We start from the raw sequence: 21458 nt of genomic DNA, 5'->3' as shown, positions 1-21458 counted from the left end.
TTCATCACCCCTACGAGGGTCTCAACTGGAACAGGCGGCGGTGGAGCTAGGCCAACGACATGCCGGTCTCGGGGCGAAACCCTATTTCATCCTGTAGCGTCGCGCGCGAACATTCCGGCGGCACCGGATGCCTTGACCAGGCGTGCCCAACGTAGGCTGCGATGAAAGTGGCGCGCGAGATCGGCAGAGCGAGGCAGCGCTCCATTAGGCTCGCGGTTTTGGTCCGCCCACTCCCAAGCTTCACGTTGTAGTGAACGGCGAGAGAGCTTGCCGGGAGAGTTCTGACCCCCTTGTTGATCTGCGGGAGCCTCGTCATGCTCGTTCTCGCGCGTGAAGGCCCGTCGGGCGACGGAGCGCCGCACGAGCCGGAAGGCCATCTCCATGCCGCCGATCAACGCGAACGCCGGCCATGCCGCTACGGCGCGGCCGATGAGCGAAGGCTCAGCCACAGCGACGTTGGCTCCCACGCTGGCGAGGCTGCCAATGACCAGCAGCGTCCACGGCACGAGGCCCCCTCTCTTCCCACGGCGTGAGTCGGACAGCAAGGCCATGGACGCGGCGAGGATCATGCCGTCGACCGAGAGGGGGAGCAGGGCGGCGGACCACGACGATTCGCCATGGCGGATGGCCAGCATGTGGAGATGGCGGTAGCTCACTGTCGCTGCGATCCCCGCGAGGATGCCGACGGTGAGAATGGTGGTCCACTGGATCACGCGATCTGACCGAGTACGGTCTTCGGTGCACGCGTGCCGCGTACTGTTTGTCATAGATCCTCGACCCTTCTAGGCAGGGGTTGGGGGTGAGGGCTCGCCAGGTGTTCCCGCACTTGGCGAGCCCGTTTCAGGAGGACTTACGTGCCTTCCTGTTTCTGATCTTGGCTAGAGCGTCCAACGCGGTCTCGTCCGCGTCATCCAGGGTGTGCAGGTACTTCTCCGTGGTCTTGATGGACGCGTGGCCGAGGCGTTCCTTGACCACCTGAAGGTCGGCGCCGCCTGCCAGGAGCCAGGACGCGTGCGCATGCCGGAGGTCGTGGATGCGTACGGCGATCTCGAGCTCGGCGGCTTCGAGCGCCACGCGCCACACACTTTTTCTGAACCAGTCGGCCGGGATGTGGCCGTCGGTGTCGCGGGTCCGGGGCTGTCGAGGGTTGTCCTTGCCCTTCGCCCGCCTCTCTGCCCGGTAGGCCGCGAAGGCCGCGCGGCAGTGCTCGCATCGGCACTTGCCTGTGGTGTAGGCCGTACGGGTGCCGTGTTTATAGGAGCGGCCCGCCTCGTTCGGTTCGGTGAAACCCAGTGTGTCGGGGTTGGGGAGTACCTGGAGCCGAGGGGGATGGTTCGCGCCGTCCTTCCACTCGAAGAAAAGGCTCTCGCGTCCCAGGCCACGAGCCCTCGCATGGGCTTGCAGCTTGCGGACGATCTGGGCGCTGAGTTTGAACCGGCGCCACTCCTTGTCCTTCGGGTAGGGCTTCACCAGGAACCGCTTGCCCTGGGGATGAAATTTCGGATTGACCTCCACTACCGCTCGGCACACCGTCAGGATGCGGGTCGAGAAATCGAGATCCTTGATGCGCAGCTCCGTGAGTTCACCCCAGCGGAGGCCGGTCTCAATGGACGTCTCCACCAGCAGCTGAGTGTCGGCGTCCGGCAAGGCGTCGTACAACATGCCGAACTGCTCAGGGCTGATGATCGTCAGAGGCTTGGGGACGACCGGGGGAGTCTTCACACCTTTACAGGGGTGGAGGTAGGTCACCTGGTCATTCAGCGCGGTGGTGAAGACGGCGCTCAGGATCACCATGAGACTCTTGATGGTGACTGGTGTGACGCCGTTCTTCTTCAGGGTCGCCACCCACTGACGTACGTGCTCAGGAAGGACGTCGACCATCCGCAGAGCACCGAACTCAGGGACCAGGTGCTTGTGAATGGCGTACGTGTACTTCTGTCGAGTCGTCGCCTCCATCTCGTGATTCGGCAGCCACGTATCGAGGACGTAGCGCTCGAACGGCTGCCGTCCTCGCTTCGGGTCTCCCACACGCCCTTCGGCGACCTTGGCCTCGGCCTTCTGCCACTCCTTGTCGGCATCCTTCTTGCTGGAGAAGGTCCCGGCGGACCGTTCCATGCCTTTGATGTCCAAGTAGTAAGCCGTGTACCGCGGTTTGCCGTTACGGCCTATGCGCTTGCGGGAGAACCCCACCTGATCACCTCCTTGATCATCTGACCGTCATTTGACCGTGGGACTCGCTGTCACGGCGGGGGACTGCTGGTCACTCGTGGGTACGGTGATCATGCCGTCTACCTGCGAGTTTACGCTCAGATTGGGAGATGAACAGGGGGTTCATGAGGGCTCAAATGGGCGCTGATAAGGAAGAGGTCCCAGGTTCAAGTCCTGGTAGCCCCACCCAGCTCAGAGGCCGTTTCCGAAGATCGGAAGCGGCCTTTTTGATCTTCTGAGTGACTAACTGCGTGACTACGCTTCCCGAGCCGGTTGCCTGATCGCTAGCATGAGCGGAGGCTGCTGGGTTGAGCCTGGCAAGCATGGCCTGTCAGTCACGTTCATAGCGCTACTGTTGTCCGCCATCGTTTGCCAACACGCTTCCTCCGGGATCGTCGCCCCTTTGGATGATCGGAATCCCACGGGAGGCGGGATGATGTCGAAACTCAGAGAGCGACTGACGGCCTGGTTCCGTCCTGCCATGGTCGTAGGCGCAAACCTGCTTGCCGGGTTGGCCGGCAACGTGGCAGTGGCGGGCTGAGCCCAGCAGCCATACATGTTCGCGTAGTGCGCCATCGCTTTCACCGATCCTGCTGTGGATAACCGTTGGCTGCGTGTGGACAGGCGGCTAATCACCCGGAGTCGGTCTCTGTGGTCTTCTTGGAGGTGCTTGACGGTGGGGTGCCCTGTCCCTCTTATATGAGACGAGCGTCCCTGACCCGTTGAGGTCATCACCAGCGCAAACACATGGCCGCAAGTCCTGAGACGGAACGTTGTCCACAGGAGGGTTTCTCGCCGGAAACCTTTTGTCCTGTCCCACCCCTATTGTTGTCCGCGTTCCCTCGGGGCCAGCAACTGGATGGGTGGCTCTCTGTAGCAGCAGAGGGCCACCCGGCATCCAGTTCGGTCCACAGCGGTCAGTCGCCGAAAGGACGCGCCAATGACAGTACCGGGTAGCGATGACAACGGTCCCGCGCCAGTCACCGAACCTCGGAGGATCGACGTGCGCTGGGTAGTGATCATCGCGATCTCCATCGCAGTCGGTTTCGTCGCCGGAAACCCGGCAGCGGGTATCGGTGCGGGATTCGCAGTAGCTGTAGCCCTCCACGTGATGATGGCGTAAGGGATCGACGCGGCCGGGTGAAGCCGGCCGCTGAACGCTTCGGCCCTCGCCAGGTTTGGCGAGGGCCGAACGCGTTTGCTGTCCTGCCACAGCTCATGGCTCAAAGATGCGGTCCATAACTACCGCTCCTTGCTGGAGCACAGGCCGAATCTGCTTGCGGTAGACCAGCTCCGTGACGGCCGTACTGCTGTGACCCACCAAGCGAGAAATCTCTTCCAACGGCGTCCCATTGTCGGAAAGCAGAGAGACGAAGCTATGCCTCAGCTCTCGCGGTGTCCACTCCGAGGGATCCAAGCTTGTGTACTTGATTACCCGCCGGAACGCTCGCCGTACGTTGGCCGCGTCCAGTTCGGTTCCGGCGATGGAGGCGAACACCAGGCCATGCTCTGACCAGGCGTCGCCTTGCTCCTTCTGCTGAGCTGCCCGTTGTTCGATCAGCGCGTCTACGCACCGCTTAGGGAGGGCGAGGGTGCGCCGTGACTTGCGGGTCTTGGTGTCTCCCCCGCTTCGTACGGAGCGCCATACGGCGACGTACGGCGGTATCGGCGGGGTACCGTCGAGGTTGCCCTCCAGGTCCACGTGATCCCAGCGCAGTGCGCGGAGTTCCTCGGTGCGTGCGCCGGTGAGCAGGGAGACCACGATGTAGGCGTACAGGTTCTTGCCCTCGGCGGCCTTCAGCACCTCTTCTGCCTGGGCCATTGTGAGCGCCTTGGACGGGCGTCCTTCCTTGCCCTGGGGCACTCGACACAGCTCGACCACGTTCCGCCGGACCTTGTCGCGCGCCATGGCACGCTTGATGATCCGATTCAGACAGGAATGGAGCCGCGCCACGGTACTCGTGCTGTGCGTCTTGGCCTTGCTGGCCAACCACTTGTCCACATCCTGTGCATTGAGGTCGCGGAGCTTCCGCTTGCCCAGCGCGGGGATGATGTGCGTCTTGACCAGGATGGTGTTCGTCGCGACGGTGCTTGGGTCCAACCCGCTGAGCCCGTAGGCCAGCCAGTCGGTCGCTGCTTGAGCGACGGTCGACTCCCCTGGCGCGATGGTCAGCCCGTCTTCATAGTCCCTGAGCACCTCCTTGAGCTTGTTCTTGGCTTCGGTCTTGGTCTTGCCGCTGCCTCGTTTCACGATGCGCTTGCCGCTGGGGTCATAGCCGAGGCTGGCGGTGGCGATCCAGCGTTGGCGCTTGTCGTCCCAGTGGAGGCCGCCGTCTCCTCTGCTGCGTCGCTTGGTCATTAGGCTGCTTCCTCTGCTTCCTTCTCCAGGAGGGCGATGTAGGCGCGGATGGCGTTGGCGGTGATGAGGCGGGCGCGGCCCTGCTTGACGGAGCGCAGGCGGCCGGTGCGGATCTGGTCGTAGATGACGGTGCGGCTCATGCGGAGCAGGCGCATGGCGTCGGTGACTCGGTAGAGCTGGGTGTCGGCGAGCCGGACGCTGTCCGGCGTTGAGGTGGTCACTCGTGGTTCTCCTCGTCGGCGGGGACAGCGGGGACAGGCAGCAGGGCCGGTTGTCCCTCATGGATGTGGGCGTTGGTGCTGGTCGAGGTGTGGTCAGGGACGGTAGGGACGGCGGGGACTGCTCCTGAGGGCTCTGTCCCGGGGAGGCGGTAGTGGCCGGTGGCGTTGACGCAGAGCTGGCCGTCGGCGTTCATGCGCTGGCAGGTCTTGCGGACGTTCTCGTGGGACAGGCCGGTGGCGTCGGCGATGGCCTTGGGCGTGCTGTTGGGGTTGGCGCGGACGTGGCGGGCGATGGCGGCGCGGGTGTCGGACAGGGTATGGTCTTCGGGTGGGCCGTCCAGGAGGTGCCAGAGGCCGGCGGCGGGTTGGAAGGCCATGGCGTATTCGGCCTCTTCGACGTCGCGGCCGGTGACGTGCAGGACGCCGTCAGCGGTGCCTCTGGCGCGTTTGAGGACGAGGGTGGCGTCTGCGGCTCCGGCCAGGCCGTTGGTGCCGGAGACTTCGCTCAGGAAGTCTTCTGAGGCCATCTTGCGGACGTGGTGGATCAGGACGACGGCGACGCCGTAGGTGTCGGCCAGGCGCTTGGCGCGGCTCATGGCGGCGTAGTCGGCGTCGTAGGCGGACAGGCCGGGTGGTGTGATGCCTCGGATCTTGGCGAAGACGTCGATGACGACGAGGCGGGCGTTGGTGTTGCGGTCGAGCCAGCGGGCGATGGCCTCTTCGCCGCCTGCGGGCAGGGTCGGGCAGGTGGTGGCCAAGGTCAGGTCCTTGGGCGCGGGCTGGCCGCCGAGGATCTTGCCCATGCGGTTCTGCAGGCGGCGGGCGGTGTCTTCCAGGGCGAGGTAGAGGACGGGGCCGGGCTCCAGTTCTATGGCTTCCAGGGCCTTGGCGCCGCTGGCGACGGCGATACCGAGGCCCAGGCTGAGCCAGGACTTGCCGACCTTGGGCGGGCCTGCGAGGAGGCTGAGTCCTTCGGCGATGATGCCGGGGACGGCCCAGCGGGGCTCCGGGAAGGTCATGGCCATCAGTTCGTCGGCGGTCCAGGAGGTGCGGAACGGCACGAGCTGGCCTGGCGCTTGGACGGCATCACCGTTGACCAGGCGAAGGTGGGTGCTGCGGTCGTTGGTCATGCGGCCACCGTTCGGGGCCGGCGGGCTCCGGCGCGCAGGCCGGAGGCGATGGTGCGCTGGGCCTCGCGGTAGGGCTGGCCGATCTGCGTGGCTGCCTCCGTGAGCCACGTAGTGACGGCGGCGGCGTGCAGCTCGCCTCCGGCGACGAGTTGGCCGAGCGCGACGGACGCGAGGTAGAGCGCGTTGTTGTGGCCGTGGGGTGGTGAGCTGGCCACCCGTTGCAGCTCACCGAGGACGGCGGCGCGGATGTACGCGCCGTGGCGGTCGGATGCGAGGGGCACGGTGATGGGCTTCTGTGGTGGCAGTGGGGCCGGGCGTAGTCGCTCGACCAGCCAGGCCGGGAGCGGCGCGGGTGGGATCGGGTGCAGGACCTCGTAGGTGCCGCTGCCGTGTTCGTCGGTGACGTGGCTGCCGGGGCCGACGACGTAGCCGCCGTTGGCGCGGGTGTCGATCAGCCAGCCGAGGCCGCCGTTGCCGCCTTGTGTGTTCGTCAGGGTGACTCCATTGGGTGCGGTGAAGTACAGGTGCAGGCCGCCGCGTCGGGTGCGGACCTGGAAGGTCTCCAGCGGGAGTGCTTGTCCGGCCTGGTCGCAGAGGGCGGCGAGGACGTCTGCGCCGTCTCGGATGCCGGGGCGGTTCCAGTGCGGTGGTGGTTGCTCGTCGGGCTTGGGCTGGTCGAGGTCGATGACGACGAGGTTGGACGGGCCGGTGGCGATGCCGAGGTTGTACGGGCGCTGCCAGATGCGGCGGATGGTGGCCGGGTCGGTGGTGGTGCGGTGTTGCCAGTTGGTGAAGCCGCGGGGCGGGGTCTTGCCGTTCGGGGCGAGCGGGAAGACGTGCCAGCCTCGGGCGGCGGCTGCGAGGGCGTAGCTGGTCAGGTTGGTGATCGGCATGGGTGCTCCAGTCAGCGGGTGGCGTCGCGGTGCAGGGCGCGGAAGTGGTTCCAGATGTGGCGGCCGATCCGCAGGCGGAGGCCGGTGGCGCGGCAGCGGCGGCAGTCGTGGGTGCCGTGTCCGATGCGGTTGGGCTTGCGGCCCCTGCCGTGGCAGGAGCGGCAGCGGCGGAAGGGTCTGATGTAGCACTCGGCGGCGTAACGGAGGGTGATGAACAAGGCGAAGACGATCACTGTGCTAGCGATGAACAGGGCAGGGTCCATGGGTGGCCTCCTGGGCCGTTTTTGGGTGTCGTCAAGGGAGGGCGCTAGCGTGCTAACGCCCTGGCCAGGGCTTATTTCTGGTGCTAGCAGGGGTGCTAGCGATAGCAGGGTCAGCCGCTAGCGCTAGCACCCTCCGGCGGGGTTACTCGGTGCCGGTTCGACGGTTACGTTCCGCTATGGCATCGGTGAGGTCGTCCAGGCGGATGCCGCGCCTGGTCACGGCCTTGCCGTCGATGCGGCGGCCGATGCTCTGGACGGGTACGGCGTGCGGCTTGAGTGCGGTGGTGAGCTGTTCGGAGGCCCAGCCGGTGTAGAAGTCGGGGCGGAGTTCGGCCAGGCGGGTGCACAGGGTTTCGTTCCAGGCGGCCGTCTCACCTGCGGGCCAGATCTGGGCGAGGTCGGTGAGCAGGTCGAAGGTGGGCGCGTCGGTGCGGGTCTGGGTGCCTTCCTCGGGCAGGGTGCCGGCCAGGCCGCGTAGCTGCATGGCGCGGGCCACCACGTGTTTGGCGGCGTCGGTGTCCACCATGAAGGAGCGGCGGGCGGCGGGCTTGCCGAGGCCGGACAGGATGCCCCAACCGGCCTCCTTGACCGGCTCGAAGATGGTGGCACGGTAGCCGTTCTTGTACATCGAGGTGCCGAGGATCATGTCGTTGGCGACCTGGTCGGCGACGCTCATGCAGTAGCGGGTGTTGACGTTGCGTGTGATGCCGGTCGGCAGGCTGTCCTTGTCGGGGATTTGGGTGCCGATCAGCAGGATCACGCCGAGGGCGCGGCCCAGCTTGATGACCTTCTCCAGGATCTCCCCGGCTTCCTTGCCGTACTTGGGGTGCAGGAACAGCTCTTGGATCTCGTCTATGGCGACGATCAGCGGGTGCAGGCCGGAGTCCTTGAGCGAGGCGAGTTCCGGGGTGACCTTGTTCTCCGGGGCCTTGCCGAGCTGGGCGAAGTGGGCGATGCGCTTGGAGCGGTGTTCGCACTCCTTGTAGAGCCAGCGGATCATCCCGGCGCAGCGGGCGATGGTCTCGTCGTCGAAACCGTTGCCGTACTCGGTGCAGACCGGCTCCAGGACCTTGAAGTCTCCGACGCCCTTGAGTTCGTAGATGCGCAGCTCGGCGCGCGGGTCCAGCGAAGCGGCGAGTACGGCCAGGCGCAGGGCGAAGGTCTTGCCGGAGCCTGGCTGGCCGCCGACCAGCCAGTTGCGGAACATCAGGGCGGCGTTGATGGTGTCCATGCGGGGCGTGGTGGCGAACGGGAACGGCTTGAAGACGTCCACCTTGCCGTCCTTGAGGAGGGGCCAGGCGGGTTGCTTCATCTGGGAGGCGGGTTCGTAGCCGACCCACAGGGCGAGGCGGCCGGGGTGGCCGTCGCCGGGTTCGGGCCAGACCTGGTCGAGCGGGAGGCGCATGCCGGAGGCCAGCCGGCCACGGCGGGCGACCACGTCGGCGGCCTCCACGCCGAAGGGCAGGTCGATGATGGCCAGGTGGCCGGGGCCGTCGCGGTGGATGTCCTGCGGGAAGCTGATGGCGTGCTGGTCCTTGCTGACGGCCTGGTTGATGCCGGAGACGCCGCAGGACAGCAGCGCGCGACGGACCAGCTCGGCGGTGAGCTTGCGGTAGCGCGGTCCTTCCGAGACGCGGTCGGTGATGGGCTTGTCCGTGGGCCTACCGGCGCGGGCCAGCAGCGGCACCACCACGGCGATGGCCAGCAGGCGGCCCCACGTCGGGATGTCGGCGAGTAGGAAGACGAGCAGGCCGATCAGGGCCGTCACCGCGAGGGCGGCCAGGACCGACCAGCGCCAGCGGGATTGGCGCTGGCGCTGCTTGTCCAGCTTTAGCCAGGTCTCCGGGTCGTTGCGGTCGGCGGCGTACTGGCGCAGTGCCCAGTTGCCCTCCTCCGCCGTCGCCCAGTGCAGGAGCTTGCCCGTGGCGCGGAAGAAGCCGACCGGGGCGTAGAGGATGGCCTTGGCGGCGTACTTGGGTGAGCGGACCGCGTGGTAGCCGAGCACGTACCCGGCGTCCTTGGCGGCCCAGATCAGCATGGAGCGTGTACCGTTCCAAGACTTCAGCGTCGCTGGGACGATCGGAGCGCGGCGCCGGTCGGTGTTGGAGCGGTAGGGCACATCGTCGTCCGGTGGGTCGACCGGCGGTCCGAGAACCGTGCCCTCGATCGCGATGGTCTCGCGGTCGAAGAACTCGTCCTCGTCGCGGTCGTCCGCGCGGCGGGCACGGCGGCGGGCCGCGTCCAGCGGGACTACCTCGCCACCGGTCTCGGGTGCGGTCGGTCCGTCCTCGTCGGAGTGGTCTTCGTGGTCGTGCGGGTGATGCGTCATGATGTGTGCACCTCGTGTGCGTAACTGCGAGCGGGGTTGCGGGGCGCGGCCAGAGTCTTGGCGGATGAGGCCGCGTCCCGTACTGGCTTGTTCAGGGACGATGTGCGGTCGGACCGAGTGTCGTCCGTACGGGCGGTTGTGGCGATGTCGGCGGTCGGTCCGTGCGGTCCGACCGGTGGTGGATCGCCGGTCGAAGGGCGGGCGAAGGTGAGGTCCATCAAGCCGCCTCCTGCTCCGCGTTCTCGGCGGCCGGACCGGCCTCGGTCCGCAGGCGGGCGAGCAGCGCACCCGCGCGGTCGGTGGAGATGGACCGGCCGGTCTGGCGGACGGCGTCGCGGAGCCGGTCCCGCGTCAGCGTGACGCCTCGGGCGTCGTGGTCGGCGGCGACCTGCCAGCCCAGCGGCATGAGGTCGTCCACCTCGGAGGGGGCGATGGCCGAACGGGTGGTCTTGCGCGGCTTACGGGATGACGACTTGCGGGCGGGCGCGGCGGTCAGGGCCGGACGCTTGGGCGTCGAGGGCGGGACGGGCGGCGTGAGCCGTACCGCTTCGGCCTGGACCGGCGCGCCGGCCGGGGCGAGTTCGCCGAGCTTGTACAGGGCGCGCTCGCGTCGGCTGGCCTTGAACTGCCACAGGCGGCCGTACCGGTCCTGAAGGTCGGTCTTGGCCAGGATGCGCTCACGCTCGCGGTTCAGGGCCTCGGGGTACGAGCGCACCTCCCAGAGCACCATCCGGCGCCACAGGGCGAACGTCGGCACCGGAGACAGCAGCCAGCGCGAGACGCGGATGCTGTCCAGGCGGCGGGACGAGTTGGCCAGGTTGGCGCGCTTGCGGACCGCGTGGGTGCCGATCTCGACGGCCACCACCCACAGACCGGGCAGGATCGCGTGGGCGACGACGGCGAACCAGTTGGGCCCGCCAGGCGCTGTGGCGTAGGCGGCGACGTTCAGGTAGACCGTGACGGCCGTGAGCGTCCATGGGATGAACCGCAGCCAGCGCACCCGCATGTCCAGCCGGGCCAGGACGATGTCCAGCGCGGAGAACACGCCGATGCCGAGGTCCACCCCGAGGGGCAGCAGGAAGGCGAGCGGTCCGAAGGTGGGCTTGGCCGCGTCCATGACGGTGGCGAAGGAGATGACGAACCCGATCAGGCCCAGCACGCCGACAGCGGCGGCGGTCACCGAGATCAGGGTCTGCTCTCCTTCGGACAGCGGGCGCGGGCCGGGCTGGTCGTTCATGGTGCTGGCTCCGTTCGGTGAAGTGGCGGGACGGTTCATCGGCCCCACCGCCGTCCCCAGCAGCGCGGGCAGCCGGGCTTGCTGCACCAGTTCCGAGGGGAGGCGGCCCAGCCTCGGGCGACGACTTCCAGAGAGCCGCCTTGGCGGACGGTGGCGCGGGAGACCTGCCAGAGCCGGTAGCGCTCCTGGCCCATGCGCACCAGCTCGATGCAGAGGCCGCCGACGAGGAAGGTGAGGATGTAGGAGAGGACTGTGATCATGGCTAGCTCCACTTGTGGTTCTTGAGCTGCTGGGCGGACTGCTTGCGACGCTTGATCGCCTCCGGGTCGGAGAAGCGGTCGAGGTGTGGGTTGGCCTTGCGGGCGTTCTCCTGGAGCTGCGCCCACTGCTGGTCGGTGATGGTGTTCGGAGGCTGGTCGTGGGACATGGGCTGGTCTCCGTTCAGTGGCCGGAGCGGACGAGGATGCGGCAGAGGCGGCAGCCGGGCTGGCAGCGAGCGCCGTGGATGACGCAGCGCTGGGCCGGACGGCCGCCGCCGCAGCGGCAGCCGAACGGGCTTCGGGTTCGCTTGCCGCACTCGCAGCATTGGAAGCGGGCGGCCATCACGCCACCTCGTTCGCGCGGCGGTCGGGGAGGAAGGTGAGGAGCGGGCGTACGTCCCGCAGTTCTTCTGCGGTGTAGCCCGCCCAGACGCCCTCCTCCGGGTCGAGCGCCATGGCGTAGGACAGGCAGGCGGCGCGGGCCGGACAGCGCGTCTGGCAGATGGCCTTGGCCGTCGCCTCCCGGATCCAGCGCTCTTCGTCGGTCTCGATGTCGGGGCCGGTGAAGAGGACGGCCATGGTGGAGTCGCAGGCCGGTTCGGCGTTGATGAGGTCGTCCAGGAGATCGGAGACCTCGTCGTTCTCGTACTCGTCGTTCACAGGTCCACCCCCAGCGCGCGGAGGGCCTGGACGAGAGCGAGGCGGATGCAGGTGGGGCAGATCGGCGGCGACGGCGGCTCGACGTCCGGCGCGGACTCCTCCACGCCGTCGCACATGAGACAGAACCACTGGACGGGCTCGGCGAAGTCGTCGGAGACGATCCGCATGGTCTTGGACCCGTAGGTCATGATGAGTACACCTCTCTTGAACGGGCGCCGGGGTGCGGGACTGGTTTGGCGACTAGGGACCGCATCCCGGCTTCTTCGTTGTTTGGCCTGATCAGCTGGGCTGATCATGCCCTGGTGCGTCTTATTTAAACAAGGCGAACAAGGTCGTCAACGACTGCTGGCATACTTGTTTGAACAAGGCGAACGAGAGGGGCTCAACATGCCCAGCCAGAGGCGGCGGGACACGCTCCGCGGGGACGTGTCGGCACGGATCGCCGAGGACCTACGACAGGCCATCCTGAGCGGCGAGTACGCCGAGGGGGACCGGCTTCCGAGCACGTCGGAACTCATGGAGCAGGAGCAGGTGTCGTCGCTGAGCGTGCGACACGCCTACCAGGCGCTGATCGGTGAGGGCCTGGTCGTGGCCGTGCCGAAGAAGGGCTTCTACGTCCGCGAGTCGCTGCGCATGACCTGGCACATGACGAAGTGGCAGGACCCGAAGCGCCTGGAGAACGTCAAGACCGACGGCTGGACGGCGGACGTCGAGACGGCTGGCTTCTCACACCGTCAGACCATCAGCGTGAGCATCCTGTCCGGTAGCCACCTGGTGGCTGGAACACCGATCGCGGAGCGGCTGGGCATCCCGGAGAGTGAGCGTGTCGTGGTGCGTAGCCGCGTCCGCTACATCGGGCCAGGCCCGGACCAGCCGGCCAACGAGCCGGAGTCGCTGGCGGACTCCTACTACGCGTACAACCTCGTCAAGGACACCGGGATCATGGAGCCGGACAGCGTCAACACGGCTCAGGTCCTGGCTGAGCTCGGGTGCCCGATGCGCGACCACATCGATGAGCTGACCCCGCGGATCGCCTCCCGCCAGGAGACGGACCGGCTGCAACTGGCGGGGGTCATGGCGGTGCTCGAAGTCGTCCGTACGACGCTGACCACCTCAGGCAAGCCCGTGCTGGTTCTTCACCAGATTAGGCCGGGCAACGGGTCGAAGTACATCTACCAGGTGGAGTGCAGAGATGACTGACCGTCCCGTCCTGGCGGCCCGTCTCGCCGTCGAGAGCGATACCGAGCGCGTCGTTGAGCTGCGTGCCGAGTCCGAACGCTGGTTGGCCGAGCGTGGCATCCAGCAGTGGACGGCGAAGTGGGATGAGATCGGCCGAGAGAAGATCCGCCGCAACATCGCCAACCGCGAGACGTGGGTGTTCGAGGCCGGCGGCGAGGTGGTCGCCACGGTGACGCTCAACACCCGGCCGGACCTGGACTTCTGGGATCCAGACACCGACGGGCCTGCCCTGTACCTGTACAAGCTTCTCGTCGCTCGGGACCAGGCGGGCCGGGGCCTGGGCGGCGACATCGTGGACTGGTCGGTGGATCAGGCCGCGCGGCAGGGATTCCCGTGGCTGCGCCTGGATGTGTGGCGTACCAACCACGGGCTTCAGCGCTACTACCTGGAGCACGGGTTCGAGCACGTGCGCACGGTCGTGGTGGACGGACGTGACTCAGGAGCCTGCTTCCAACGGCGAGCCACGCCCGTCTCTGTGCCGAACGTCGTCGAAGAGGGCGTACGCGACGCCCTGTGAGGTGAAGGGATCGGTTTCATGGTGTTCGTTTCTAGTGGTGGTGAGCAACCACCAGGGCGATCCACACCTGGCGAGCCTCGGGGTAACGGCCCCGGCCGGTCTCCTCGTACCCGACGCCCTCGATGTGGCGCAGGACAAAGAACCTCCCGGCCTCACAACACCACTCGTACTCACCACAGCACGAGGTCTCCATCACGCGGACGCGACGGGCACTCGTTGGGACGTGCGGTTCCCAGATGTACATGGCGACTTGCTTCCGGTTCACACAGCCAGGGCGGCGCATGCGAGCGCCGCCCAACGCGATGACTGATCTGACGTACGAATCCGCCGGCCTTCAGTCGGCGGCGGCGATGGCCTTCTCCCTGTGCAGCCGCAGCAGGGTCACGCCGTAGATATAGGAGGGGTCCGATGCGTAGCGATCCAGACGCACGAACTGCACCGCGCCCGAGGCGCCCGGCGCTAACGACTCCAGCGCCTGCCGCAGGCGCACAGAAGCCCGCTCCAGCTCGCTGGTGATGCCGCACGAGCCCCGGCCGTCGTCGTCAGAAGCCGTCCACGAGTAGAAACCTTCGGTGTCGAAGTGCACGACTACAACAGAGCCACGCGCGGTACCACGCCTGTAGAGGACACTGAGAGGCGACCCCTGATGTCCGCCCCCGTGTCCGCCCGTCCCCGGAGGTGCACAGGATGACCGACATCCCAGAGGTTCCCGTCTGGGCCACCCGCCTGCTCGCCGCGCGCACCGCCCGCGACTGGTCCCAGCGCGACCTGGCCCGCGAACTGATCAGGGTCTCGGACGAGCCGCTGACCGAGGTGCCGAACCTCATCCGCCGCATCCGAGGCCACGAGACCGGCGAGCACCGACCGGATGCCTTCTACACCAGGCTCTACTGCAAGGCGTTCGGCCTGACAGAAGACCAGCTGTTTGGCACCGTCATCAAGCCGGTTCCCACCCTCGCCCTGCCCACCCTGGCCCCCGACGCCGACCTGTACGAGCGCATCACCCGCGCCATCGAGCACCCATCCCGCGTCGATATGGCGACCGTGCAATGGCTGGAACACTGCCTGGCAGAACACCGCCGCGTCGAAGACACTATCGGCAGCCGCCCCCTCCTCCCGCTCATCCACGCCCAGCTCTCCATCGTGGCCGACCTAGCCCGAGGCGCCCGAGGCCCACTCGCCGACCGGGCCGTCGCCGTGCTGGCCCAGTACGCCCAGTTCATCGCCTGGATGTGCCAGGACTCACGCCAGCACGCCGCCGCGCTGGCCTGGTACGACCGCTCCCACGCCTGGGCCCTCGAAGCCGGAGACGCCTGCCTCGCCTCCACCACCCTCAACATGCGCGCCCACCAAGCCTGGAGCCTCGGCGACGCACCCCGCTGCGTCCGCTTGGCCGAAGCCTCCCGCTGGCACGACGGCCGCACCGCCCATGGCGTGCAGGGCATGGCGGCACAGATGGCCGGCCGAGGCCACGCCCAACTCGGCGAAGCCAACCAAGCCCGCACCCGACTCGCCGAAGCCGAAGACCTCATCCGCACCGCCGCCGAACACCCCGACGACGAACCCCCGTGGATGTACTTCTACGACGAAGGCTGGTTCCTCATGCAACGCGGCATGGCCGAGCTGGAGCTCGGCGACGGCCGCCGCGCCGCCGACTACCTCGAACGCGGCCTGTCCACCCTGCCCTACCACTACCGACGCGACCGAGCCTGGTTTGGAGCCTGCCTCGCCCGCGCCCAGGCTCTCCAAGGCGATGCCGAGGCTGCAGTCGCCACGGCTCTGGACATCGCTCCGGACGCCACGACACTCAACGCCTATGCCGAGACCGAACTCCACCGCATTGCCCACGACCTAGCCGTAGCAGGCGCTCCCGGTGCTGAGGCGCTCAGAGAATGCTTGGCAGGCTCGAAGCCATAGCTAGGTGCCAGGTGTCCCTACTGTCCCCGCTGTCCCCCTCCCTCCATTGAAGTGGGAAATCGCTGCGCCGAGTATGGGACAGGCCGGGGACAGCAGCACGCACTGTCCCCACTTCAACACTGGCTCTCAAAGAGCCGGGGCATCCCCTAGTGTTTCAGCGTTGGGGCATAAAGCTTCTGAGCTACGAACCCGAAGCAGAGCCGTTGTGTGGTTGGTCAGGGTGCTCATCATCGTTCACGATGGTCTGCTGCAGGTCGTGTTCGCGGCCGAGCGTTCCCCCGTTTCCTGCGGGACCATTAATCTGTTGCATCGCCGGACACTGTGGATGAGAGCATGACTCATGCACGCACGGACGTAGATTGGCGAGAGCGTACCGGGCGTTGATAAGTGCTGGATCTTCCTGATCTGGATTACCGTATAGGAAGCGAGACATGGCATCGACCGGAGTGTGCACATTTCGAACATCGGTCAGAATGCCAAAGGCGAAGTCTCGATTGAGTCGGCTCTCTTCAACGGCTTGAGCCCACGCGAGCAGTACGCTATAGGCCTGCTCGCGAACCTCTGCTTGCTCCAGCGTCGCGCACCATCCAGCAACTAGGAAATACCGAATCTGTGATGTTGTTTGGCTGAGTGTACTAAGTGTAGTCAGTAGTCCATCTGATCTTTCTGGATCTACTAGAGCAAGAAAGGCGCGAGGACCAGCAGGATGCGGCCGTCGTTTAACTACCCAACTTTCGACCGTTTCGATGATACGTACGAGTTCATCGCCGCCCTTGGCGGCATACCTAACCAACGCATCGGCCGCAATACGACTTGCGGAATCCTCGGTGCCTAGAAGGTGTCGGATTCGAACGAGGGCAGTGTGGGGCCAGCGTAGGCCATAGACTCCACTGCAAACCTGGGCAACGACCTGACGCTGATGAAGAGTGCCCTTTTTTGCCCAATCCAGTAGCTTCTTGTGAGTCTCGCGAGCTAGTTCGTTCCTCTGTGCGGCTGAAGTGAGAAGCTGAGCTGTGATTCGCGCTCGCTCAGTGTCTACTCCGTTCGTAAGGATCCAACTGTCCAGGACATCGAAGAACGGTGGATCGACGGCATTGCACGACAGTTCTAGGAGGCGTTCGCCGATCTGGAGTGCCCATGCCGCTGCGACTCCGCCAGGCTTTGAAATGCGCTGCAGCCATTCCTTGGTATCAGAGCGCTCATCTGGCCAATGGTGCCAGTCTGTACGAATAGCCGAGCTAGCGAGTCCTGGGCGGCTGTCGAAGGATGCCTTGTCTTCCGAAGATACGTCTACTCCGACTTCTTGCATACGACGTCTAGGACTACGACCTTCCCGGTAACGGCGGACTGTCAGCTCATCGCTAGAGCGAAACTCTGCCGCCGCCTTGATGCAGAGCTCAAGCGAAGCTCCTTCTAGATACGCGGCCGCAAGCAGCATGATCCGATCTGGCCCGCGCGTACCAGTCTCTGTGAGAACCTTTTCCAGGAAATTCTTCCATAGGAGGACTTCATCGCGGATGCGCGTGAGTTCTCTCTGCCCTTGTTCCTGTATGGCTGGTGAATCTTTATCGTTGCATTTCTTGAGAGCATTGATCACTCGATCGGGCTGAACGCGAGAGAGGCGCTCGGCAATTACTACTGCGTTGGACGGGCTAACTCGATGAGTTATCAGATTCGAGAAGATTCCGTTTGTTTGCTCATGTGTAGCTGGACCACGCGAGAACATACGGTTGCTGCTAGCATGGTTTTGGTCCGGCTGGATCCATTGTGCTTGCGTAGGACTGTTAAGCCGTTCCGCCAGATGGTTCCGTGCGACCTGGATGGCATTCGGCCTTACTGCCGGAAATTGAAGACTGCTGTCGCCTCTCCAGTCGCCTTCATTTCCAATGACTACCACGCAAGATCCTACCGAATGTAGTTGCTCTGCCCAAGACGTTAGAGCAACGGCTGCCTGCCCGGAGATGTTTCTTGAGGTTGCATCTACTAGATAGCCGTACCCCGTCAGAAGGTCGGGAAGGACTTCCGGATCAGGTGCTTCGTCGTCATCCCAGTCGGCGGAAAGCGTGTAGAGCTGAGGGCTGTTTCCTTGTGCCGAGAGATGCATGTCAAGGGCCTTGACGGCGGATATGTAGCGCCCTGTGCCATGCTCTCCGGTTATCACTGCGATACCATGAAGCCCCAGGGACTCTGCTGCATTTTGCGGTGTTATTGTGTACACCCAAATTGGCTCGCGAGTCACAGCGAGATCTTTCGACGGTATTTGCGACGTCGGCAGTTTTGGGCGTCGAGTAATGTTGATGGGTCCTGTGTTGGGTCCTCCTATCTGCACAACCGGAGCAGTGTTGTGATTGGCGGACTGACCTGTAACGGAGTGTTCGGGCTGGTTATCCATCACCGCGCTGCCTTCCGATGTTGAGGCCGCCGAAGTTATCCCTTCCGATCTGCACTACGGGCCCGGTATTCCCAGTTGCATTCTGGTTAGTGGTGCCGCTTTGGTCGCTCTGATTTTGGCTGGCTATGGCTGCCAGATCTTTAAGTGCCTCCGGAAAGTCCTCGACGAGAGTGATGAATCGCCGCTGCCAACGATCTCTGAGCGCGGCCTCATCTAGAGAGTCGAGTTGTTCGCGGTCTGCATCCAGGCGAGTTGTCTGGCGCTGCTGTTCGGCTTCACCTGCGTGCCGAAAGAGGCGAATTGTCGCGTCTCGCATTGCTGACCAGCCATCCTTGAGCATCTCCCCCACCAGAGCCGCTGCAGCAGCACCGGCAATGGCTACCAGCTCGGCGTGCTCACTGATCACTTCCGTACCTCCGTTGACCGCCGCTTCGGCACCGCATCCGCACGTGCCCGGACTGTCCTGAGCGGACATCCTGTCGTCGAAATACATGGGCTCGAACAAGGTACCTGGCAAAAATCCCTAGTGGTGGTCATTTGCGGGCATTCCTATTTCGGTGCCGACATAATCAGAAAAAACTTGGACCGATATAAACGGGCCAGACGGCTTGTGGGGCTGGCTTGCAGTTGGAAGACCGCCTTTGGGGTAGCTGCCTGCGGGCTCCTTCGCCTTGGACATAGTGGTCTACATGGTTGGTGTGGGCAGAAGCCTGAGTGACGATCTGCGTGACAACCAGCAGAGACGATCAGGAACGTCTGCGGACGTCCTCGTACCGTCAGTGCAAGTAGCGAGCCATGCGTAGGCTATTGGAACTGGTGTTTGATTTGCCTGATAAGGAAGAGGTCCCAGGTCCAAGTCCTGGTAGCCCCACAGTGTTTCACCAGCTCAGAGGCTGGATCCTAAGATCGTGGATCCGGCCTTTTGATCGTTCGCCCGTCATTTGACCGTGAGCGCTCGCCTCGCGACCGGGCCGGCCACCTGGCCGGTCTGGTTGGCGAGGATGAGCTGACGCTGGGCGACGACCGCCCAGGCGGTGTGGTCGGCCCGGTGGGAGCCGGGCTCGATCTGCGCGCATCGTCAATGATCACCGGTGTGTCAGGCTCGATGGCGGCGGCCGCGGCGGCCAACTCGGAAGCGGCGGCAATGATGCGTGACCGGTCAGTCCGGTGGTCGGCGGTGTGGTCATCGGTCATGGGTGGCTCGTTTCGGTTTTGATCCACACGTTGCAGTGGGCGCACCAGTCGCGGGCGCCGGCCACATCGGGGAAGGTGCTCGTGTCGGTGTTCAGATCGAGATGCCGGATTCCGCCTTCGGCTCCCGTTCGTGCCGCCCTTTATGGCGGCTGCACGAGCAGTGGCGGATCATGGAGCAATGGCGAGAAACAGGTGGCTCAGGCTCACTCCAGGCTTCGGAGCCACTGTCGTCGCCATCTACCTGATCGGCTACGCGCAGACGCGGTTCGTCACTGTCCCGACGATGTTCCTCCCGGGCGAGGACGACACCGCATTCCTGAACATCGTCACGGAGATCGCGGTGGGACCTATCGCGTTCGCCTGCGTGTTCTTCACGCTGGCCGGGGTCGCCTTCTGGCTCCTGGCCGCGGCCAGGCCCACCGACCGCAGGCTGCTCGTGGCGGGCCTGCTGACGCCGCCCTACCTGCTCGGCCTGTATCTCGTGGGCGACGCCAACCCGGCGCACTCTCTCATGTGGCTTGAACCCGATGCCTACACAGGCCGTGAGGTCGGCCCCGGCGAGTTCAACCTTGGCTGGAGCCCTCCCATGCTCTCCGCGGTCCTGGCGGCGGCGGCGATCGCACAGATCTGGGGCGTGCTGCGGCTGGCCCGTGGTCTGGAGGTCGCGTCCTCGCCGCGCGTGGCCCGTCTGCTGGTCCTGCAGCCGGTCTGGTATGCCGCCTACCTCGCGGTGTGCTCGTTCGATATTTGGTTCACCTCGATCACGGCGCGTCCCGCCACTCCCGACGAAGTGGCCTGGGGCGGCATGCCAGAGGGGCTGGTAAGGGATGCGTGGGGCATGCTCCTGCCCGTCGCGATCACCATGGCGGTCATGAGCGCCGCGATTGTTGCCATGGGCGTGGCGGCGCGCTGTGGCAGCGCTCTGTTGCGGGTGCTTGCGGCGATGGTGACCCCGCTCAACATGGTGGGGCTGACGGTCCTCGCAGTTGCGGGCCCGCTGGGGCCGATCGGGCCGTACCCGGGGGTGGCGGCCGAGATCCGGCCCGTCTGGCACGTCCCCTTGCTCACCGCGCTCGCCGGCGGCGCCATGATCTCCTACCTGTACGCAGTGAGGCGCTCCGCGACCAGCACGCACAGCCTCTCGGCCCGGTAAGCGGATCGCACCAAAATCCGGGTTGCGTCCACGGGAGTGGTGTACGAGCTTGACCTGGTCAACAGGTGTGGCGTCGTGAAATGAGAGCGGCCATCGCATGATCCTTCGTAGCAACGATTCCAAGGAGAACGGCGATGACCGCGGACGACAGTGTGACGCCTAAGCGGTGGCCGGCGCAGCAGACCGAGACCGGTGACACCCCGTACTTCGGCCTGACCCATGAGCGCTCCTGCTCCGAGTGCTACGCCCAGCTCCTCAACGGCAACACGCACAGGCAACCGGACCTGACCCCACCGGGTGCAGGCCCCGGGGTACCGCCTGCCCGCGTTGGCGGGCACCTGACCGTTCAGGGCCCGGTCCCGCATCCGCAACCGATGATCAGCTGTCGCCACCTGCGACGGCCCCGGCACCCAGGCGGGGCCGTTTTGCTGCCTCCGCAGGCCGTGGGCGCCGGGCGGTCAATGGTTCTGCTCCAAGAAGTCGCTGATCTCCGGGATGAGCCGCTCGTGCGCGTCTTCCAGCACGTAGTGGCCGGCGTCGGGGTAGACGTGGGTGCGGGCGTGTGGGAGGGCGTGGCACCAGTATGTGAGCATGGCCGGGTCGAAGACGGGGTCGCGCAGGCCCCAGCCGATGAGGGCCGGCCGGTTCGCGAACCGGTGCAGCTCCCGCCCGGTGTCGTACAGGGTCCGCCAGGCCGGGTCGCCGGGCCGCAGGGGGATGTCGCGGATGAACTGCTGGATCGCGATCCGGTGCTCGGGGCGGGCGTAGGGGGCGAGGAAGGCGGCGCGGACGGAGGCGGGCATGCGGCGGCGCACGCCGAGGGGCCGCCAGGTGGCGGCGCGGGCGAAGAGGTTGTGCCGCAGGATCAGCCGGGCGCCGAGGGCGGTGTCGCGCAGCAGCCAGAGCGGGAGCCGCAGGGGCAGGCGGGCGCGGGCGCCGTGCGGGTTGGGGAAGGCGGCCGTGTTGAGGATGATCAGCCGGGCGACGCGGTGGGGGTGGCGGCGGGCCCAGGCCATGCCGATGGGGCCGCCCCAGTCGTGCATGACCAGCGTCCAGCCCTGGGCGGGGGCTCCTCGTTCGGTGATGAGGTGGGTGGTGAGGGCGTCGAGGTCGTCGACGCGGGAGGCGAGCGTGTGGGGGTAGCCGGCGGCGGTGGGTTTGTCCGACAGGCCCATGCCGATGTGGTCGGGTGCGATGCATTGGTGGCGGTCGCGCAGCGCGTGGATGAGGCGGCGCCACAGGTAGCTCCAGGAGGGGTTGCCATGGACGAGCAGCAGGGGCGGGCCCTGCCCTTCGTCCACGTAATGCTGGCGAAGCCCGGCCCGGGCGGGGTGGACGAACCAGTGGGAGCGGAACGGGTATCCCTCGAAATGGCTCATCGACGGTCGGTCTCCCTGAGGGGGCCGGTCTCTCCGAGGTGGCCAGGCTCCGCGAGGTGGTCAGGCTCCGCGAGGTGGTCAGGCTCCGCGAGGTGGTCAGGCTCCGC

At 66.0% G+C, this 21458-nt stretch carries 22 protein-coding genes; 5 read left to right on the top strand and 17 right to left on the bottom strand.

Features of this window, described 5'->3' with window-relative positions; all coding sequences use genetic code 11:
• Window positions 1-86: 86 nt before the first annotated feature.
• From HCN51_RS56240 to HCN51_RS56180, 13 genes are all read right to left on the bottom strand, one after another.
• Entirely contained in the window at window positions 87-713 is a 627-nt protein-coding gene (locus HCN51_RS56240) for a DUF2637 domain-containing protein (protein WP_346434179.1), read from the bottom strand.
• Between the two features lie 127 nt (window positions 714-840).
• Window positions 841-2190 carry a tyrosine-type recombinase/integrase gene (locus HCN51_RS56235; RefSeq protein WP_346434178.1) on the bottom strand — a complete coding sequence of 450 codons (1350 nt, stop codon included), beginning with the start codon at window positions 2188-2190 and terminating at the stop codon, window positions 841-843.
• A 1234-nt stretch (window positions 2191-3424) separates the two neighbouring features.
• Window positions 3425-4567 carry a tyrosine-type recombinase/integrase gene (locus HCN51_RS56230; protein ID WP_168021981.1) on the bottom strand — a complete coding sequence of 381 codons (1143 nt, stop codon included), beginning with the start codon at window positions 4565-4567 and terminating at the stop codon, window positions 3425-3427.
• Complete coding sequence (locus HCN51_RS56225) at window positions 4567-4788, bottom strand: helix-turn-helix domain-containing protein (RefSeq protein ID WP_168021980.1); 222 nt, start codon at window positions 4786-4788, stop codon at window positions 4567-4569. Before HCN51_RS56225 ends, HCN51_RS56230 begins: the two co-directional genes overlap by 1 nt.
• Entirely contained in the window at window positions 4785-5918 is a 1134-nt protein-coding gene (locus HCN51_RS56220; protein ID WP_168021979.1) for an AAA family ATPase, read from the bottom strand. The genes HCN51_RS56225 and HCN51_RS56220 overlap by 4 nt, the downstream gene beginning before the upstream one ends.
• Window positions 5915-6811: a bifunctional DNA primase/polymerase gene (locus HCN51_RS56215; protein ID WP_206069075.1), complete on the bottom strand. Its 897-nt coding sequence runs from the start codon at window positions 6809-6811 to the stop codon at window positions 5915-5917. The genes HCN51_RS56220 and HCN51_RS56215 overlap by 4 nt, the downstream gene beginning before the upstream one ends.
• 11 nt (window positions 6812-6822) lie before the next feature.
• A complete protein-coding gene (locus HCN51_RS56210; RefSeq protein WP_168021978.1) occupies window positions 6823-7074 on the bottom strand; it encodes a hypothetical protein in 252 nt (83 codons plus the stop codon).
• Window positions 7075-7216: 142 nt separating this feature from the next.
• The gene (locus HCN51_RS56205; protein ID WP_168021977.1) at window positions 7217-9403 is read right to left on the bottom strand and encodes a cell division protein FtsK; all 2187 of its coding nucleotides are present in this window, start codon (window positions 9401-9403) and stop codon (window positions 7217-7219) included.
• Window positions 9404-9620: 217 nt separating this feature from the next.
• Complete coding sequence (locus tag HCN51_RS56200) at window positions 9621-10640, bottom strand: DUF2637 domain-containing protein (RefSeq protein WP_168021976.1); 1020 nt, start codon at window positions 10638-10640, stop codon at window positions 9621-9623.
• 35 nt (window positions 10641-10675) lie between these two features.
• The gene (locus HCN51_RS56195) at window positions 10676-10900 is read right to left on the bottom strand and encodes a hypothetical protein (protein ID WP_168021975.1); all 225 of its coding nucleotides are present in this window, start codon (window positions 10898-10900) and stop codon (window positions 10676-10678) included.
• Between the two features lie 2 nt (window positions 10901-10902).
• On the bottom strand, window positions 10903-11067 hold the full coding sequence (locus HCN51_RS56190) for a hypothetical protein (RefSeq protein WP_168021974.1): 165 nt from the start codon (window positions 11065-11067) through the stop codon (window positions 10903-10905).
• 175 nt (window positions 11068-11242) lie between these two features.
• On the bottom strand, window positions 11243-11560 hold the full coding sequence (locus HCN51_RS56185; RefSeq protein ID WP_168021973.1) for a WhiB family transcriptional regulator: 318 nt from the start codon (window positions 11558-11560) through the stop codon (window positions 11243-11245).
• Window positions 11557-11748 carry a hypothetical protein gene (locus HCN51_RS56180; protein WP_168021972.1) on the bottom strand — a complete coding sequence of 64 codons (192 nt, stop codon included), beginning with the start codon at window positions 11746-11748 and terminating at the stop codon, window positions 11557-11559. The genes HCN51_RS56185 and HCN51_RS56180 overlap by 4 nt, the downstream gene beginning before the upstream one ends.
• Window positions 11749-11947: 199 nt before the next feature.
• Between HCN51_RS56180 and HCN51_RS56175 the strand changes: the two genes are divergently transcribed.
• Window positions 11948-12760, top strand: a complete 813-nt coding sequence (locus HCN51_RS56175) for a GntR family transcriptional regulator (RefSeq protein WP_168021971.1) — start codon at window positions 11948-11950, stop codon at window positions 12758-12760.
• Window positions 12753-13316 (top strand): GNAT family N-acetyltransferase, encoded by a 564-nt coding sequence (locus HCN51_RS56170; RefSeq protein WP_168021970.1) that lies wholly within the window; start codon window positions 12753-12755, stop codon window positions 13314-13316. Before HCN51_RS56175 ends, HCN51_RS56170 begins: the two co-directional genes overlap by 8 nt.
• A 334-nt stretch (window positions 13317-13650) precedes the next feature.
• Here the strand turns inward: HCN51_RS56170 and HCN51_RS56165 are convergent, their stop codons facing one another.
• Window positions 13651-13902, bottom strand: a complete 252-nt coding sequence (locus tag HCN51_RS56165; RefSeq protein ID WP_168021969.1) for a hypothetical protein — start codon at window positions 13900-13902, stop codon at window positions 13651-13653.
• A 101-nt stretch (window positions 13903-14003) separates the two neighbouring features.
• Here HCN51_RS56165 and HCN51_RS56160 point away from each other — a divergent pair, with 101 nt between their 5' ends.
• Window positions 14004-15233, top strand: coding sequence for a helix-turn-helix domain-containing protein (locus HCN51_RS56160; RefSeq protein WP_168021968.1), 1230 nt, complete (start codon window positions 14004-14006; stop codon window positions 15231-15233).
• Between the two features lie 181 nt (window positions 15234-15414).
• Here HCN51_RS56160 and HCN51_RS56155 read toward each other — a convergent pair whose 3' ends face one another.
• A complete protein-coding gene (locus tag HCN51_RS56155) occupies window positions 15415-17394 on the bottom strand; it encodes a hypothetical protein (RefSeq protein ID WP_168021967.1) in 1980 nt (659 codons plus the stop codon).
• A 223-nt stretch (window positions 17395-17617) separates the two neighbouring features.
• Complete coding sequence (locus tag HCN51_RS56150; protein ID WP_168021966.1) at window positions 17618-18118, bottom strand: hypothetical protein; 501 nt, start codon at window positions 18116-18118, stop codon at window positions 17618-17620.
• A 429-nt stretch (window positions 18119-18547) separates the two neighbouring features.
• Between HCN51_RS56150 and HCN51_RS56145 the strand changes: the two genes are divergently transcribed.
• Window positions 18548-18841 carry a hypothetical protein gene (locus HCN51_RS56145; RefSeq protein ID WP_168021965.1) on the top strand — a complete coding sequence of 98 codons (294 nt, stop codon included), beginning with the start codon at window positions 18548-18550 and terminating at the stop codon, window positions 18839-18841.
• Window positions 18842-18997: 156 nt separating this feature from the next.
• Entirely contained in the window at window positions 18998-19972 is a 975-nt protein-coding gene (locus HCN51_RS56140; RefSeq protein ID WP_168021964.1) for a hypothetical protein, read from the top strand.
• Between the two features lie 458 nt (window positions 19973-20430).
• On the opposite strand, the gene HCN51_RS56135 is transcribed toward HCN51_RS56140, so the two are convergent.
• Window positions 20431-21351, bottom strand: coding sequence for an alpha/beta fold hydrolase (locus HCN51_RS56135; protein WP_168021963.1), 921 nt, complete (start codon window positions 21349-21351; stop codon window positions 20431-20433).
• Between the last annotated feature and the right edge of the window lie 107 nt (window positions 21352-21458).

Origin of the sequence: Nonomuraea composti (genome assembly GCF_012034275.1) — a bacterium.
Taxonomy (GTDB): Bacteria; Actinomycetota; Actinomycetes; order Streptosporangiales; family Streptosporangiaceae; genus Nonomuraea; species Nonomuraea composti.
The sequence above is the reverse complement of the archived record's forward strand: the minus strand, read 5'-3'. Positions and strand labels throughout refer to the sequence as shown.